Here is a 16,465-nt window from a genome sequence, read left to right on the forward strand (position 1 = left end):
ATTTCATAGGCCGTCTGAACCCTTTTACAACAAGCAAGTCAATCAAAACAAACCATGAAAAAAGTATTTATCCGCACCTTCGGGTGTCAAATGAACGAGTACGACAGCGAAAAAATGCTGTCCGTCCTCGCCGAAGAACACGGCGGCATCGAACAGGTTACCCAAGCCGACGAAGCCGACATCATCTTGTTCAACACCTGCTCCGTGCGCGAAAAAGCGCAAGAAAAAGTCTTTTCCGACTTGGGACGCGTGCGCCCGCTCAAAGAAAAAAATCCCGACCTCATCATCGGCGTTGCCGGCTGCGTCGCCTCGCAAGAAGGCGAAAACATCATCAAACGCGCGCCTTATGTGGACGTGGTTTTCGGCCCGCAAACGCTGCACCGCCTGCCCAAAATGATTGTCGATAAAGAAACCAGCGGACTGTCGCAAGTCGATATTTCCTTTCCCGAAATCGAAAAATTCGACCATCTGCCGCCCGCCCGCGTCGAAGGCGGCGCGGCATTCGTGTCGATTATGGAAGGCTGTTCCAAATACTGTTCGTTTTGCGTCGTCCCCTACACGCGCGGCGAAGAGTTTTCCCGCCCGCTCAACGACGTATTGACCGAGATTGCTGGCTTGGCGCAACAAGGCGTTAAAGAAATCAACCTCTTAGGTCAAAACGTCAACGCCTATCGCGGCGAAATGGAAAACGGCGAAATCTGCGACTTCGCCACTTTGTTGCGCATTGTCCACGAAATCCCCGGCATCGAACGTATGCGCTTTACCACCAGCCACCCGCGCGAATTTACCGACGCGATTATCGAGTGCTACCGCGACCTGCCCAAACTGGTTTCCCACCTGCACCTGCCGATTCAAAGCGGTTCCGACCGCGTATTGAGCGCAATGAAACGCGGCTACACCGCCTTGGAATACAAATCCATCATCCGCAAACTGCGTGCCATCCGTCCTGATTTGTGCCTCAGCTCCGACTTTATCGTCGGCTTCCCGGGCGAGACCGAGCGCGAGTTCGAACAAACCTTGAAACTGGTGAAAGACATTGCCTTCGACTTGAGCTTCGTCTTTATTTACAGTCCACGCCCCGGCACGCCTGCCGCCAACCTGCCGGACGACACGCCGCACGAAGAAAAAGTGCGCCGCCTCGAAGCTTTGAACGAAGTCATCGAAGCCGAGACCGCCCGCATCAACCAAACCATGGTCGGCACGGTTCAACGCTGCTTGGTTGAAGGTATCTCCAAAAAAGACCCTGACCAACTGCAAGCCCGTACCGCCAACAACCGCGTAGTCAACTTTACCGGTACACCCGACATGATCAACCAAATGATCGATCTGGAAATCACCGAAGCCTACACTTTCTCCCTGAAAGGCAAACCGGTATAAGCACACACAAACAAAGGCCGTCTGAAACTGTTCAGACGGCCTTTATCTTGGTTCGGCTCCGTATCATCTGATTCATGTATTTTTATTACCCGAACAAAAGGCTTTTCAGTATAATACCGCCCGAAAATTCCCTTATCTGTTGAGAAGTTAAGGTCAAAATCCGAGCTTCCGGCAGTTAAACCCGATGATGCCGTCCTTAAACGGCTTTCCCCCAAAGGAATATCTCGAATGAGTTCTTCAAATCAAAGCGTTTTGGAAAAATTATTCAACCTCAACGCCAATCAGACCAACGTGCGCACGGAAATTATGGCCGGTGTGACAACCTTCCTCGCCATGTGCTACATCATCATCGTCAATCCCCTGATTTTGGGCGAAACCGGCATGGATATGGGCGCAGTATTTGTGGCTACCTGTATCGCCTCCGCCATCGGCTGCTTTGTGATGGGCTTTGTCGGCAACTACCCGATTGCCCTCGCTCCAGGCATGGGTTTGAACGCCTACTTTACCTTTGCCGTCGTCAAAGGCATGGGCGTGGACTGGCGTGTGGCTTTGGGTGCCGTTTTCATCTCCGGCATTATTTTCATCCTGTTCAGCTTCTTTAAAGTGCGCGAAATGTTGGTCAATGCCCTGCCTATGGGCTTGAAAATGTCGATTGCCGCAGGCATCGGCCTCTTCTTGGCATTGATTGCGCTCAAAGGCTCAGGCGTGATTGTGGCCAATCCTGCCACATTGGTCGGCTTGGGCGACATCCACCAGCCTACCGCCCTGCTGGCGATGGCAGGCTTTGTCATGGTGGTTGCACTTGGCCATTTCCGCGTTAAAGGCTCCATCATCATTACCATTCTGACGCTGACCGCCATCTCCACCATCTTGGGCTTGAGCGAGTTCAAAGGCGTGGTCGGCGAAGTTCCAAGCATTGCACCAACCTTCATGCAAATGGACTTCAAAGGCTTGTTCACCGTCAGCATGGTCAGCGTGATTTTTGTATTCTTCCTGGTTGACCTGTTTGACTCTACCGGCACATTGGTCGGCGTTTCCCATCGCGCAGGCCTGTTGCAAGACGGCAAACTGCCGCGTTTGAAACGCGCCCTGCTTGCCGACTCTACCGCCATTATCGCAGGCGCCGCCTTGGGTACTTCTTCCACCACCCCTTACGTTGAAAGCGCGGCAGGCGTTTCTGCCGGCGGCCGCACCGGCCTGACTGCCGTTACTGTCGGCGTACTGATGCTGGCCTGTCTGATTTTCTCCCCTCTGGTTCAAAGTATCCCTGCATTCGCTACCGCACCCGCCCTGCTCTATGTTGGCGCGCAAATGTTGCGCAGCGCGCGTGAAATCGATTGGGACGACATGACCGAAGCCGCGCCGGCATTCCTGACCATCATCTTCATGCCGTTTACCTACTCGATTGCCGACGGTATTGCATTCGGCTTTATCAGCTACGCACTCATCAAACTCTTGTGCAACCGCACCCAAGACGTACCGCCTATGGTATGGATCGTCGCCGTGTTGTGGGCATTGAAATTCTGGTTCTTAGGTTAAACTGCTCAAAAGAACAGGCCGTCTGAAAAGTTTTCAGACGGCCTGTTTTATTTTACCCAGTGTTTAAAGCTGTCGGTAAAAGATTATTTTTTCACTTTTTTAGCAGCAGGTTTAGCGGCAGCTTTCGCGCCTTTGTCCAATGCACAGAAGCGGGTAACGATTTGATCAACCACTTCTTGTTTGCCGTTTACTTCGGTAGTACCGCGGATAGTCAGCATGTTGCCGTCAACTTTGTCTACGTTGGCTGCAGTGGCTGCTTCAGCAACCCAAGCGACATTGCCGCCCCAAAATGCGTTTACATCTTTGCTGCTGTCAGTGATACGGAACAGGTTTTCAGTTAATTGACCTTTGTATTTTACTTGAGCGACAACAACCTCGTTGCCTTTGAAGCCGTACATTACGCTCAGAGGCTCTTTGCCGTCTTTACCGCATTTGTAGTGAACTTCTTTAGTACCGTCGATAGAGTCTACTTTCAAAGTATTAGGTACTGGAGCTTGAGCTTGTTGAGCTTGGGCTTGAGTTTGTTGTTGCGCAGTAGGCGCAGCTTTGGCTTCAGGTTTAGCTTTAGAACCGCTGCTACATGCAGTCAGGGCAACAGCCGCCAAAACGGCAGGAACGATTAATTTAACATTCATATTCATAATTGACTCCCCAATGGTTTCAATAAAAACCGGCAAATGCCGGCTGACATTTACACATTAACAGAGATATTCTGTCTTGTCTTTATCTCAGACGGCATTTTTCAAGAAAAGTTCAAATAGATATTTTTATTATTTCAAATCAATAAATTATAAATATGAAATCATGTAAATTCAGGTTTAGGTATTTTTAAGATGAATACTGTTGTCAATAAATTGGGTTTTGGCAATGGTAAAATGAGATTGAAAAGCGCATATAGATAAAAAAGTCTGGACAATTTATTTTACACACTTCTGCCTCTTGATTTGCTAAGCGTTTCAGACGGCCATAAAATACACACAGTAAATACAATAAAAAAAACGCAATCTGAAACAGATTGCGTTTTTTTGAAAACTGGCACGCCCACGGGGAATCGAACCCCGGTTACCGCCGTGAAAGGGCGATGTCCTAACCGCTAGACGATGGGCGCGGATAAATCTTGTGGCGCACCCGGAGCGATTCGAACGCCCGACCCTCTGGTTCGTAGCCAGATACTCTATCCAACTGAGCTACGGGTGCATCCTCATCACTTCGCAAGTGCGTTGTGAATCAAGAAGACCGAATAATATAGGCTTTACTGAAACCTGTCTACTCTTTTCACAGATATTTTTTTATATTTTTAATTAACTAATTGAAATTAAAGAATATAAAATTAACGTAAAATCCCTACTCCTGACAAATCCTGCGCCATTTTGGCGGCGGAGTTATCGGTCATGCCGCCGACAAAATCCAAAATTTTCATATAGGCCTGATACAGACTGTCTTCAGGAAGAATCGGATTGTGCTTTTTCAATAATTCCAACGCCAAAGACTGACGCGTTGCCAGCTGTTTTTCAGCAATCAGGGCATAAGCGGCAGGGACGAGTAAATCTAAGATAGAGCCTAAACATGGGAACGTGGCGATCTCGGTCAACAGCTTGGTGTGATGGCGGAAAATCCGTGTTTGCGCCAATTCTTTCGCTTTTGCCAAAGTGTTTTGCACTTGCGGGCTGCACAGAGCAAGTAAGTCTTTGCCTTTGAATGTTCCGTCCAACAAATCGGACTGATGCAGCATAAAGGTTTGTGCAACATCATCAATCGCCTTGCCGATCGCAATGCCGCGCAACATGGCGCAACGCTGACGGCTGGAGCTGGCGTGCCATGCGCTTTCAGCAAAGGTCAGCTCGGACAAGATACTCTCCACTTCCGTATCCGTGAGCAAATCCAATTCGACGGCATCCTCCAAGTCCAGCAAGGCGTAACAAATATCGTCGGCAGCCTCCATCAAATAAGACAAAGGATGGCGCGCCCAGCTGTCTTCTCCTGCAGGAACCAGCCCCAATTCGTCGGCAACTTGACGGATAAATGGCAACTCTGTTTGATAAATATTGAATTTCTTTCTGCCGTTCGGATGTTGCGTTGTCCACGGATACTTCAATAATGCGCCAATGGCTGCCGCAGTCAGGCGCATTCCGCCCGCCTCCGGATACATTTCAAGGCTAGCTACAATACGCAGGCTATGCGCATTGCCTTCATAGGTTTGAATATCGTTGCGCTCCGCTTCGTTTAATGTGTTCAGATAAATTTGATGTTCAGGCCGTCTGAACCAATCACGCAAAGCATCTTCGCCTGTATGACCAAACGGCGGATTGCCCAAATCATGCGCCAAACAGGCAACCTGCACCACGGCACCAATATCGCTGGGCGTATTGCCCTGCGGCAGAAAACCGCCGTTGTGCAACATCACGCCCACGCGGTTGCCCAAGCTTCTGCCCACGCTGGCAACTTCAACGCTGTGCGTTAGGCGGTTGTGTGTCAAGTCATGTTGCGCCAACGGATGCACCTGCGTTTTACGGCCAAGGCGGCGGAAGGCTCCGGAGAAAACAACCCGGTCGTAGTCGATGTGAAAATCCGTACGCAAAGCATCGGCACCTTCTTGAGTCGAAGGGGTAATGGTCGGCACGATTTCGCCGTTTTTAGTGCGGAAGCGTTGGGTGGATAATAAGTTTTGCCAATTCATTCGGATGGTCATAAAGGTTCCTCAAGCAAAGTAAAGGCCGTCTGAAACATATTCAGACGGCCTTATGCTTATTTACCGCGCATCAATTCAAAGAAATCGTCATTGTTTTTAGAGTCTTTAAGTTTGCCCACCAAAAACTCGGTTGCTTCGATTTCGTCCATAGGATGCAAGAATTTGCGCAAGAGCCACATACGTTGCAACTGATCGTTCGGCACCAGCAATTCTTCGCGGCGCGTACCGGATTTGTTGATGCTGATGGCCGGGAACAGGCGTTTTTCTGCCATGCGGCGGTCAAGGTGCAATTCCATATTGCCCGTACCTTTGAACTCTTCGTAAATCACGTCGTCCATGCGGCTGCCGGTTTCAACAAGTGCCGTCGCAATAATGGTAAGCGAACCGCCCTCTTCCACATTACGCGCCGCACCGAAAAAGCGTTTCGGACGGTGCAAAGCGTTGGCATCGACACCGCCGGTCAGAATTTTGCCCGAAGTCGGCACGACGGTATTATAGGCGCGCGCCAAACGGGTAATCGAATCCAGCAGGATTACCACGTCTTTTTTGTGTTCGACCATGCGTTTGGCTTTTTCAATCACCATCTCGGCCACTTGTACATGGCGTTGCGCCGGCTCGTCAAACGTAGAGGAAACCACTTCGCCGCGTACAGAACGGCTCATTTCGGTAACCTCTTCCGGACGTTCGTCAATCAACAGGACAATCAGCTCGACATCGGGATAATTGGCGGTAATGGCGTGGGCAATGTTTTGCAACATCACGGTTTTACCGGTTTTAGGCGGCGCCACCAACAATGCACGTTGGCCTTTACCGATTGGAGAAACCAAGTCGATGGCGCGGCCGGTCAGATTCTCTTCGGCTTTGATGTCGCGCTCGAGCTTGAATTGTTCGGTTGGGAATAAAGGCGTGAGGTTTTCAAAGAGGATTTTGTGTTTGCAGACTTCGGGCTGATCGCCGTTGATGGTATCGAGGCGGACAAGCGCGAAATAGCGCTCGTTGTCTTTAGGTACGCGTACGCTGCCTTCGATGGTGTCGCCGGTGTGCAGATTGAAGCGGCGGATTTGCGTGGGCGAAACATAAATATCGTCAGGGCCGGCAAGGTAAGAAGTATCTGCGCTGCGCAGGAAACCGAAGCCGTCAGGCAAGATTTCGAGTGTACCGGAACAGGTAAAGCTGACATTCTGCTTCATCATCTGGCGGACGATGGCAAAAACGAGGTCTTGTTTGCGGAAACGGTTGGCGTTTTCAATGCCATGTTCTTCTGCCATTTCCAAGAGTTTGGAAATGTGGAGGGTTTGGAGTTCTGAAACGTGCATAGTATTGATATATTTTGAATGGTATCAGAGAGATGGCACAAAGGCCGTCTGAAAGTATGAAATCGTGCCGCAGGATACGGTAGATTTTTGAGAAAGTTGAATTTTAGGCAGTTGGAGGCAGGGTGTCAAATTTTTAAATCGTACACTAAGAACCCGTATTCACAAAAATGATAAAATATCTTTATGACTGGAAAATCCTACCCAACAGACTTAACAGATGCCCAATGGCAAGCGATTGAGCCACATTTTAACCGGCTACGCCACTACAAATGGGATAAACGTGAATTAGTGAATGCCGTTTTGTACATTACCAAAACAGGTTGCCAATGGCGTATGCTGCCCAATGATTTTCCACCTTATCCAACCGTATGGAGTTTCTATCGCAGAGCCAACCAATCAGGCTTATGGGATAGGATTCTTTCGGCATTGGTTCAAAAAAACGTTTAATCCATCAAAAACAAGCGATGCCGACTTATGCCATTATTGATTCGCAAAGTGTCAAAACAGCTTCCGGCGCACATGATAAAGGTTTTGACGGAGGTAAAAAAATCAAAGGCCGTAAGCGACATATAGCTGTTGATACGTTGGGTAACCTATTGTCTGTTGTGGTTCATGCAGCCAATATTCATGACACAAAAGCAGGTATTTTTGCAGCAAAAAAAGCGTTTGAGACCTATCCGGGTTTAAAAGGTTTCTGTGCAGACGCAGGTTATCGGAATACATTTGAGCGCGAAGTATCGGAGCAATTGGGTTTAACTGTTGAGATTTCAAAGAAAATTCAAGATATTTCTTGGCATATTCTGCCCAAACGTTGGATTGTAGAACGAACGTTTGCATGGTTAGGTTGGTCTCGACGTTTGGCAAAAGATTTTGAGCAGACGAATTTATCTGCTGAAAATTTTGTCAAACTAGGGTATATTTCACAAATATTAAAATTTATCAAATAGTTGTTTGTGAATACAGGTTCTTACACTGCTCGAAAACGGTGAAGATTTCGACAAAACCCGATACGCATGAAAAATGGACAAAAAAAGCACACCCTAAATAGGGTGCGCTTATTTGCATTATTAAGAAATGTAAAGATATTTGACAATGCAATACACTATCTTTGTTATGTCGTTTAAAGCTGTATTACGGTTTACTTAAACAGCAAAATCAGCAACAAAACAACCGCAATTACACCCAGCCACAGGCTTTGGCGTTGCTGTACTTTGACCAAATGTACATAGGCATCGCGCATTTCCTGCCGGCGGTTTTCATCAATCAGCGCACTGATTTTACGCGGCAGGGAAGGGATGATTTGCGCCCAGTCGGGAGCTTCGTTTTTAAGGTTGCGCCAAAGGGCTTTGGGGCCGACCTGTTCGTTCATCCAGCGCACCAAAAACGGTTTGGCGGTCTTCCACAAGTCCAAATCGGGATCGAGTTGGCGGCCCAAGCCTTCGATGTTGAGCAGCGTTTTTTGCAGCAATACCAGCTGCGGTTGGATTTCGACATTGAAGCGGCGGCTGACTTCAAACAGGCGCATCAGCACCAAGCCGAAGGAAATCTGCGAAATCGGTTTGTTGAACACAGGCTCGCACACGGCGCGGACAGCGGCTTCCAACTCTTCCGCACGCGTGTCGGCAGGCACCCAGCCTGATTCGATGTGAGCGGTGGCGACGCGCCGGTAATCGCGGTTGAAGAAGGCGAGGAAGTTGATGGCAAGATAGCGCTTGTCGTAATCGGTTAGCGTGCCGACGATGCCGAAATCGAGGGCGATGTAGCGGTTGTCGGCGGCGACCAAAATATTGCCGGGGTGCATATCCGCATGGAAAAAACCGTCGCGGAAAACTTGCGTGAAGAAGATTTCCACGCCGTAATCGGCAAGTTTGTGCAAATCAATGCCGTCTGCTTTGAGTTTGGCAATATCGGATACCGGCGTGCCGTCCATCCATTCGATGGTCAGTACGTTGCTGGTGCAGTAGTCGTAAAACACCTTCGGCACAATCAGCATATTGCTGTTTTGGAAATTGCGACCGAGCTGGCTGGCATTGGCGGCTTCGCGCATCAAATCCAATTCGTCGTGCAGGTATTTGTCAAATTCGGCCACCACTTCGCGCGGCTTTAAACGCTTGCCGTCTGAAAACAAACGCTCCACCCAGCCCGCGCCAAAGCGCATCAGCGACAAATCCTGTTCAATCACGGGCAAAAGGTTGGGGCGCAAGACTTTCACTGCGACCTGTTCGCCCGAATGCAGGCGGGCTTTGTGTACTTGGGCGATAGACGCGCTGGCGACAGGCTCTGTTTCAAATTCCGCGTATAAAGTGTTGATGGATTGACCCAAAGATTTTTCGATTTGCGAGCGCGAAAGCTGCGCGTCAAACGGCGGCACTTTGTCTTGCAGCCTTGCCAGTTCGAACGCGTAATCATGCGGAATCAAATCGGGGCGCGTGGACAATACCTGTCCGAATTTGATGAAAATCGGCCCCAGGCTTTCCAACGCCAAACGCAGGCGCACGGCAGGCGTTTCGTGTTTGAACTTGGACGACTGCGGCAGCATATTGAGGAAAGTCCGCGCCCAACCCGGACGGACCAGCGAGGCAATCAGCTCGGCAAGGCGGTAGCGGTAGAGCGTGCAGAGGATGGTTTTAATGCGTTTGAGGCGGTTCATGATGGACGCAGATAAATCGAAAAACAGAATTATATAGGAAAAACGGGTAAGGGCTTCAGACGGCCTGAGACTTTTGCAAAAACATTTGCCGCATGGCTAACAATTTTATAGTGGATTAAATTTAAATCAGGACAAGGCGACGAAGCCGCAGACAGTACAAATAGTACGGCAAGGCAAGGCAACGCCGTACTGGTTTAAAGTTAATCCACTATACAAAGGCTTAGGTTTTGCCGCCCCAATAAAAAGACGAATATTCACATCATAAATATTCGCCGGCTACTTGCCCAAACTGCCTTTTCAAGCCATAATCGCGCCATGTGCAGGAGAGAGCTACATCAGGTTACGCGTAGCCGCCGAAGGCGCAGATGCCCTTAAATCGCTCAGGCAACAGGGACTGCACATTGAAATAAAACATCTGGAGAGCGGTGCGATCGCACCCACCGAAGGGGAGAAGGCCGTCTGAACCACCATTCAGACAACCGCGCAAAGCAGTGAGCAGACTGGTTTGCCATCAAGCGGATACGGCCGAAAATCTCAGGTTCAAGGACAGATAGGGTCTTCCGCGCACAGGTGCGCGGGCGGCATCTGAACAAAAAATCCGGAGAAACTTGAGAATGACTGCTCTGAAAACCACCCCATTTCATCAAGCCCATCAAGATGCAGGCGCGAAGCTGGTAGATTTTGCCGGCTGGGAGCTGCCCATCCATTATGGTTCACAAATCGCCGAACACGAAGCCGTGCGCACCGACGCCGGTATGTTTGACGTATCCCATATGCTTGTTACCGACGTAGCAGGCGCAAATGCCAAAGCCTTTTTCCGCAAACTGATTGCCAACGATGTCGCCAAACTCGCTTTTGTCGGCAAAGCCCTTTATTCTGCTTTGCTCAACGACAACGGCGGCGTGATTGACGACTTAATCGTTTACCGCACCAACGAAGCCGAGACCCGATACCGCATCGTGTCCAACGGTGCGACCCGCGAAAAAGACACGGCGCAATTCCACAAAGTCGGACAAGAATTCGGCATTGCCTTCAATCCGCGCTACGACCTCGGTATGCTCGCCATACAAGGCCCGAAAGCCATCGAAAAACTCCTGACCGTCAAACCCGAATGGGCAGACGTGATTCATAGCCTCAAACCGTTCCAAGGTGCAGACTTGGGCAACGACTGGTTTGTCGCCCGTACAGGCTATACCGGCGAAGACGGCGTTGAAGTGATTCTGCCGGGTACTGAAGCCGTCGCATTCTTCAAAGCCCTGCAAGCAGCAGGCGTACAGCCTTGCGGCCTCGGCGCACGCGACACCCTGCGCATGGAAGCCGGTATGAACCTCTACGGCAACGATATGGACGACAATACCAGCCCGCTCGAAGCAGGCATGGGTTGGACCGTTGACTTGAAAGACGAAAGCCGCGATTTCGTCGGTAAAACTGCTTTGCTGGCATTGAAAGAAAAAGGCGTTGCCGTCAAACAGGTTGGTCTGTTGCTCGACAAAGGCGGTATCCTGCGCGCGCATATGGAAGTGTTGACCGACAAAGGCAAAGGCGAAACCACCAGCGGCGTATTCTCTCCAAGCCTGAAACAATCCATCGCCATCGCGCGTGTACCGAAAGACTTTGACGGCGATACCGCCAAAGTGCTGATGCGCGGCAAAGAAGTGGACGTGCGCGTATTGAAGCTGCCATTTGTCCGCAACGGTCAAAAACAGTTTGATTAAGTAAAAGTCAGGGCAGATGGATGCTTTTCTGCCCTGCATTACTGTTTTAATAGTGATTACGGATTTCCAAATTTAAGTACTGAGTGTGAAATTGAAACCTTTAGAAGTTTATTACCGACGTTTGCATAAATTGCGTTATTACGCATCTCATGCTTATTTGGAAATTTTTCCGTATGCTGTACTTAAACGAAAGTGGTCTGACATAGAACAGGCATTTTCCCTTTTGCCGGATGATGTTCGTCGTTATCTTCAGACCAGGATAGATTACTGCAATCGTTTAGAACAACCATTTAATGCTAGTAAGCCGACTGAAGGAGTATCTTTTGCTTCAGTCGGTATGTTTAAGCGCAATCACGATTCAGCCTATTTTTTCGACTTGGCAGAATATACCCGGTATTTTCCAAAAGAGGCGTGTTTTTCGTATTTGTTTGGTGATGTTACCCATGTTCCCGGACAGCCCGCTTTTGTCAAAAGCCGGCCGATTGGAAAGTCGAATCAAAATAGTGTAATGACACGGTTGGATAGCGTACGTCATTTTTATGTTCGACCTGATCCCTTTCCTTTTGAGGATAAGAAAGAGTTGTTGGTGTGGCGTGGCGCGGCATTTTCTGAGCAGCCGCATCGTGTGAGTTTCTTAGAAAAATTCCACAATCATCCTGATTGTGATGTTGGATGCGTACATAAGGTTTCCTTGGGGAAACCGTATCATCGGGATTTTTTGACGATTTCCCAGCAATGCGCTTATCGCTATATTTTAAGTATTGAAGGAAATGATGTGGCAACCAATTTGAAGTGGATTTCCGCATCAAACTCAGTATGCTTTATGACGCATCCCAAGTATGAAACGTGGTTTTGTGAAGGTTTGATGATTCCCGATTTGCATTACGTATCTCTTGAAGACGATTATTCAGACCTTAACGAAAAATTGGCGTTTTACCGTTCTCATCCCGATGCAGCTCGTAAGATTGTGGAAGCTTCGAAAGAATATATTAAACCGTTTTTTGACAAAAATCTGGAAACCATCGCCAATGTGATGGTATTGAAGAAATATTTCGAGATGTCAGGACAAATTTAGTTTGGCTGCGGCATCCGATTTGAGGAGCGTATTCCTCTGGAGGAGTTGATACGGAAAAATATTGTTCCGTTCCCAGTTTTAAACCAAAACCAATGGAGAATCAAACCATGAGCAACAACATCCCCGCTGAACTGAAATACGTTGCCAGCCACGAATGGCTGCGCCTTGAAGAAGACGGTACCATCACCGTCGGCATTACCCATCACGCGCAAGAGCTGTTGGGCGACATCGTGTTTGTCGAGTTGCCCGAAGTCGGCGCGAACCTTGCCGCCGAAGAGCAAGCCGGTGTGGTTGAGTCTGTAAAAGCCGCATCTGACGTGTACGCGCCGATTGCAGGCGAAATCGTTGCTGTCAACGAAGATTTGCCAAGCGCGCCGGAAACTGCCAACAGCGACCCATACGGCGCAGGCTGGTTCTTCAAAATCAAACCTGCCAACCCTGCCGACTACGACGGTCTGCTGACTGCCGAACAATACGCAGGCGAAGTAGCTTGATTTTTGCAAACATCCAAACAGGTTTTTCAACTGTTTGATATTGCAGGTCTTAGGTCGTCTGAAAAATGCTTTCAGACGGCCTTTGTTTCAATTTCCCCTCAGTAAACATGAATTACTGCGAATTTGTCGCCACGCTTCCTGACGATACGGACAACCCCAACAGACATTATCACGACGCGCAATACGGTTTTCCGATTGAGGACGACAATGAATTGTTTGAAAGGCTGGTGTTGGAAATCAATCAGGCAGGATTGAGCTGGACGCTGATGCTGAAGAAACGGCAGGCATTTCAGACGGCATTTAAAGGTTTTGACATCGATACGGTCGCTGCATTTGACGAAGCCGATATTGAGCGACTGCTTGCCGATGCAGGCATCGTCCGCAACCGCCTGAAAATCAACGCAGCCATTTATAACGCGCGACAAATCAAACAAATACAGCAAGAGTACGGCTCATTCAAAAACTGGCTCGATGCGAACCATCCGCTCGACAAGGCTGAATGGGTGAAGCTGTTTAAAAAACATTTCAAATTTGTCGGCGGCGAAATCGTCGGCGAATTTTTAATGAGTGCCGGTTACCTGCCCGGCGCGCATGTGGAAACCTGTCCGGTTTATAGGGAAATATTGGCATATCGTCCAAAGTGGGCGGAGGCCGTCTGAAACAACATCTGCAAGAAAAAACAGTGTTGATATCGATAACACCGAAGGAGTAGAAATGAAACTATCCGAACTGTTCAACCCCAACGAATTTGCCGCGCGCCATTTGAGCTTTGGCGACGAGGCTGCGCTTTTGGAAGCACTCGGCGAGAAAAGCATGGACGATTTTGTCGGCAATACCGTGCCGCAAAGCATTCGTATGCCGTCTGAACTCGATTTGCCCGAGGCCTTGACCGAGGCAGACGCATTGGCGAAATTGAAAGGCATTGCGTCGAAAAACGTAATTAACAAGTCCTATATCGGCTTGGGCTATTACCCGACCCGTGTGCCGAATGTGATTTTGCGTAACGTACTGGAAAATCCGGGTTGGTATACCGCCTACACCCCGTATCAGGCGGAAATTGCCCAAGGTCGTTTGGAAGCGTTGTTGAACTTCCAACAAGTGTGTATCGATTTGACCGGTTTTCCCGTGGCAGGCGCGTCTTTGCTGGACGAAGCGACCGCCGCCGCCGAAGCGATGGCGATGGCGCACCGCGTGGGCAAAGTGAAATCCAGGCGCTTCTTTGTGGATGCGCGCGTGTATCCGCAAACTTTGGACGTGATGAAAACCCGCGCCAAATATTTCGGCTTCGAGCTGGTAGTCGGCGATTTTGCCAAAGCGGATGAAGGCGAATACTTCGGCGCACTGTTCCAATATGTCGGCAAAGACGGCGACGTGCAAGACTTACAAAGTGTCATAGGCCGTCTGAAAGACAAAGGCACGATTGTCGCCGTTGCCGCCGACATCATGAGCTTGGTTTTGCTGAAACCGCCTGCCGAATTGGGCGCAGATATTGCTTTGGGCAACACCCAACGCTTCGGCGTGCCGATGGGCTTCGGTGGTCCGCACGCTGCTTATTTCTCGTTTAAAGATGAGTTCAAACGTTCCGCCCCGGGCCGCATCATCGGCGTATCCAAAGACGCATCGGGCAAACCTGCCTTGCGCATGGCGTTGTCCACCCGCGAGCAACACATCCGCCGCGAAAAAGCGACATCCAATATTTGTACCGCGCAGGCATTGCTGGCGAACTTGGCCGGTATGTATGCCGTTTACCACGGCCCGGAAGGTGTGAAACGCATTGCCAACCGCATTCATGCGCTGGCTTCTGCCTTTGCCGATGCGCTGGTTTCCGACGGCCTGAATGTGGTTCACAAGGTCTTCTTCGATACCGTTACCGTCGATTTCGGCAGCAAAGAGAAAGCAGACCAAGTGTTTGCCGCTGCTTTGGAGTCAGGTTACAACCTGCGCCGTGTCAACAATACTCAAGTTGCGGCTGCATTCCATGAAACGTCGGTATACGAAGATTTGGTTGAAGATTTGGTTGATTTGTACCGCGCGTTTACCGGCAAGGATACGTTCACATTTGCCGATGATATCAAAGGCCGTCTGAACGCCGAATTGCTGCGTCAAGATGACATTCTGCAACATCCTGTGTTCAACAGTTACCACACCGAACACGAAATGTTGCGCTACCTGAAAAAACTCGAAGACCGCGACTTGGCGATGAACCGCAGCATGATTTCATTGGGTAGCTGCACCATGAAACTCAACGCGACTGCGGAAATGTTGCCGATTACTTGGGCTGAGTTCTCCGACATCCACCCTTACGCTCCTGAAGCGCAAACCACCGGCTACCGCGAATTGCTCGCCGATATGGAAAACAGCCTGAAAGCCATCACCGGCTTTGACGCGATTTCCTTCCAGCCCAACTCTGGCGCGCAGGGCGAATACAGCGGCATGCTCTCCATCCGCCGCTATCAAGAAGCCAACGGCGAGGGACACCGCAACATCTGCCTGATTCCTAAGTCCGCCCACGGCACCAACCCTGCGACTGCGGCCATGCTGGGCTTGAAAGTCGTCGTTGTTGATACCGACGAACACGGCAACGTCAATATCGACGATTTGAAAGCCAAAGCCGAGCAACACCGCGACGCTTTGTCCGCCATCATGATTACTTACCCGTCCACCCACGGCGTGTACGAAGAAGGCATCCGCGACATCTGCCGCATCATCCATGAAAACGGCGGACAGGTTTACATGGACGGCGCCAACCTCAACGCCCAAATCGGCATCATGCAGCCTGCCGAAGTCGGTGCGGACGTATTGCACATGAACCTGCACAAAACCTTCTGTATCCCTCACGGCGGCGGCGGTCCAGGCGTCGGCCCTATCGGTTTGAAAGCCCACCTTGCCCCGTTTGCACCGGGACACGCTTTGACCGACACCCACAGCGCCAGTGCCGACCAAACCGCCGTTGCTGCTGCGGCCTTCGGTTCTGCGTCCATCCTGCCGATTACTTGGGTGTACCTGACCATGATGGGCAAACAAGGAATGGAACAGGCAACACGCTGGGCATTGCTCAACGCCAACTACGTTGCCAAACGTCTGAGCGAAGACTATCCGATTCTGTATACAGGCAAAAACGGCCGTGTTGCGCACGAATGTATCGTCGATTTGCGTCCGCTCAAAGCCGAAAGCGGCATCACTGAAACCGACATCGCCAAACGCCTGATGGACTACGGCTTCCACGCGCCGACGGTTTCCTTCCCTGTTGCCGGTACGCTGATGATCGAGCCGACCGAGAGTGAAAGCAAAGCCGAACTCGACCGCTTTATCGCCGCCCTGAAATCCATTCGCCGCGAAGTGCAGAAAGTCATCGACGGCGAATGGCCGAAAGAAGACAACCCGCTGGTCAACGCTCCGCACACCGCGTCTGATGTAACCGGCGAATGGGCGCATCCGTACTCCCGCGAAGAAGCCGTCTTCCCATTGCCGTTCGTCCGCGAACACAAATTCTGGCCGAGCGTGAAACGGGTAGATGAAGTGTATGGCGACCGCAATCTGATTTGCTCCTGCTTGCCGATTGACGCATACGAAGATTAAGCCTGAATAGGTTTAAAATTGAACAGGCTGT

Annotated in this window: 13 protein-coding genes, 2 tRNA genes, 1 pseudogene and 1 riboswitch; of the genes and pseudogenes, 10 read left to right on the plus strand and 6 right to left on the minus strand. The window is 50.1% G+C overall.

From position 1 onward, the window contains the following. Positions 1-54 precede the first annotated feature (54 nt). Positions 55-1,377 (plus strand): tRNA (N6-isopentenyl adenosine(37)-C2)-methylthiotransferase MiaB, encoded by a 1,323-nt coding sequence (gene miaB, locus FAH67_RS07540; protein WP_003680901.1) that lies wholly within the window; start codon positions 55-57, stop codon positions 1,375-1,377. Positions 1,378-1,605: 228 nt separating this feature from the next. Then, positions 1,606-2,916, plus strand: a complete 1,311-nt coding sequence (locus FAH67_RS07545) for an NCS2 family permease (RefSeq protein WP_003680902.1) — start codon at positions 1,606-1,608, stop codon at positions 2,914-2,916. Between the two features lie 83 nt (positions 2,917-2,999). Here FAH67_RS07545 and FAH67_RS07550 read toward each other — a convergent pair whose 3' ends face one another. From FAH67_RS07550 to rho, 5 genes are all read right to left on the minus strand, one after another. Continuing rightward, on the minus strand, positions 3,000-3,557 hold the full coding sequence (locus FAH67_RS07550) for a hypothetical protein (RefSeq protein ID WP_003680903.1): 558 nt from the start codon (positions 3,555-3,557) through the stop codon (positions 3,000-3,002). Positions 3,558-3,949: 392 nt separating this feature from the next. Then, positions 3,950-4,024: transfer RNA gene (locus FAH67_RS07555), tRNA-Glu, on the minus strand. Between the two features lie 12 nt (positions 4,025-4,036). Continuing rightward, positions 4,037-4,113: transfer RNA gene (locus FAH67_RS07560), tRNA-Arg, on the minus strand. Between the two features lie 133 nt (positions 4,114-4,246). Then, positions 4,247-5,605 carry a deoxyguanosinetriphosphate triphosphohydrolase gene (locus FAH67_RS07565; protein WP_003680904.1) on the minus strand — a complete coding sequence of 453 codons (1,359 nt, stop codon included), beginning with the start codon at positions 5,603-5,605 and terminating at the stop codon, positions 4,247-4,249. A gap of 56 nt (positions 5,606-5,661) precedes the next feature. Then, positions 5,662-6,921 (minus strand): transcription termination factor Rho, encoded by a 1,260-nt coding sequence (gene rho, locus FAH67_RS07570; protein ID WP_003680905.1) that lies wholly within the window; start codon positions 6,919-6,921, stop codon positions 5,662-5,664. A 183-nt stretch (positions 6,922-7,104) separates the two neighbouring features. On the opposite strand from rho, the gene FAH67_RS11845 reads away from it, so the two are divergent. Both FAH67_RS11845 and FAH67_RS11850 read left to right on the plus strand, forming a co-directional pair. Continuing rightward, positions 7,105-7,368 carry a transposase gene (locus FAH67_RS11845; protein WP_112890679.1) on the plus strand — a complete coding sequence of 88 codons (264 nt, stop codon included), beginning with the start codon at positions 7,105-7,107 and terminating at the stop codon, positions 7,366-7,368. Between the two features lie 17 nt (positions 7,369-7,385). Beyond that, a complete protein-coding gene (locus FAH67_RS11850) occupies positions 7,386-7,868 on the plus strand; it encodes an IS5 family transposase (RefSeq protein ID WP_112890680.1) in 483 nt (160 codons plus the stop codon). A 191-nt stretch (positions 7,869-8,059) separates the two neighbouring features. Here FAH67_RS11850 and ubiB read toward each other — a convergent pair whose 3' ends face one another. Continuing rightward, positions 8,060-9,571, minus strand: coding sequence for a ubiquinone biosynthesis regulatory protein kinase UbiB (ubiB, locus tag FAH67_RS07585; RefSeq protein ID WP_003682514.1), 1,512 nt, complete (start codon positions 9,569-9,571; stop codon positions 8,060-8,062). Positions 9,572-9,677: 106 nt separating this feature from the next. Here ubiB and FAH67_RS11855 point away from each other — a divergent pair. The 6 genes and pseudogenes from FAH67_RS11855 to gcvP all read left to right on the plus strand — a co-directional run. Further along, positions 9,678-9,785, plus strand: a pseudogene (locus tag FAH67_RS11855) (IS5/IS1182 family transposase); the annotation flags it as partial. 96 nt (positions 9,786-9,881) lie between these two features. Continuing rightward, positions 9,882-9,978, plus strand: a riboswitch (glycine riboswitch). A gap of 207 nt (positions 9,979-10,185) precedes the next feature. Then, on the plus strand, positions 10,186-11,286 hold the full coding sequence (gene gcvT, locus FAH67_RS07595) for a glycine cleavage system aminomethyltransferase GcvT (protein ID WP_003682517.1): 1,101 nt from the start codon (positions 10,186-10,188) through the stop codon (positions 11,284-11,286). A gap of 85 nt (positions 11,287-11,371) precedes the next feature. Then, positions 11,372-12,361, plus strand: coding sequence for a glycosyl transferase family 90 (locus tag FAH67_RS07600; RefSeq protein ID WP_244284771.1), 990 nt, complete (start codon positions 11,372-11,374; stop codon positions 12,359-12,361). Positions 12,362-12,468: 107 nt separating this feature from the next. After that, positions 12,469-12,855 carry a glycine cleavage system protein GcvH gene (gene gcvH, locus FAH67_RS07605; RefSeq protein ID WP_100066423.1) on the plus strand — a complete coding sequence of 129 codons (387 nt, stop codon included), beginning with the start codon at positions 12,469-12,471 and terminating at the stop codon, positions 12,853-12,855. Between the two features lie 107 nt (positions 12,856-12,962). After that, on the plus strand, positions 12,963-13,514 hold the full coding sequence (locus tag FAH67_RS07610; RefSeq protein ID WP_003679881.1) for a DNA-3-methyladenine glycosylase I: 552 nt from the start codon (positions 12,963-12,965) through the stop codon (positions 13,512-13,514). A 55-nt stretch (positions 13,515-13,569) separates the two neighbouring features. After that, positions 13,570-16,434 (plus strand): aminomethyl-transferring glycine dehydrogenase, encoded by a 2,865-nt coding sequence (gcvP, locus tag FAH67_RS07615; RefSeq protein ID WP_003679883.1) that lies wholly within the window; start codon positions 13,570-13,572, stop codon positions 16,432-16,434. Positions 16,435-16,465: the final 31 nt, after the last annotated feature.

The organism is Neisseria flavescens (assembly GCF_005221285.1).
Classification (GTDB): Bacteria; Pseudomonadota; Gammaproteobacteria; order Burkholderiales; family Neisseriaceae; genus Neisseria; species Neisseria flavescens.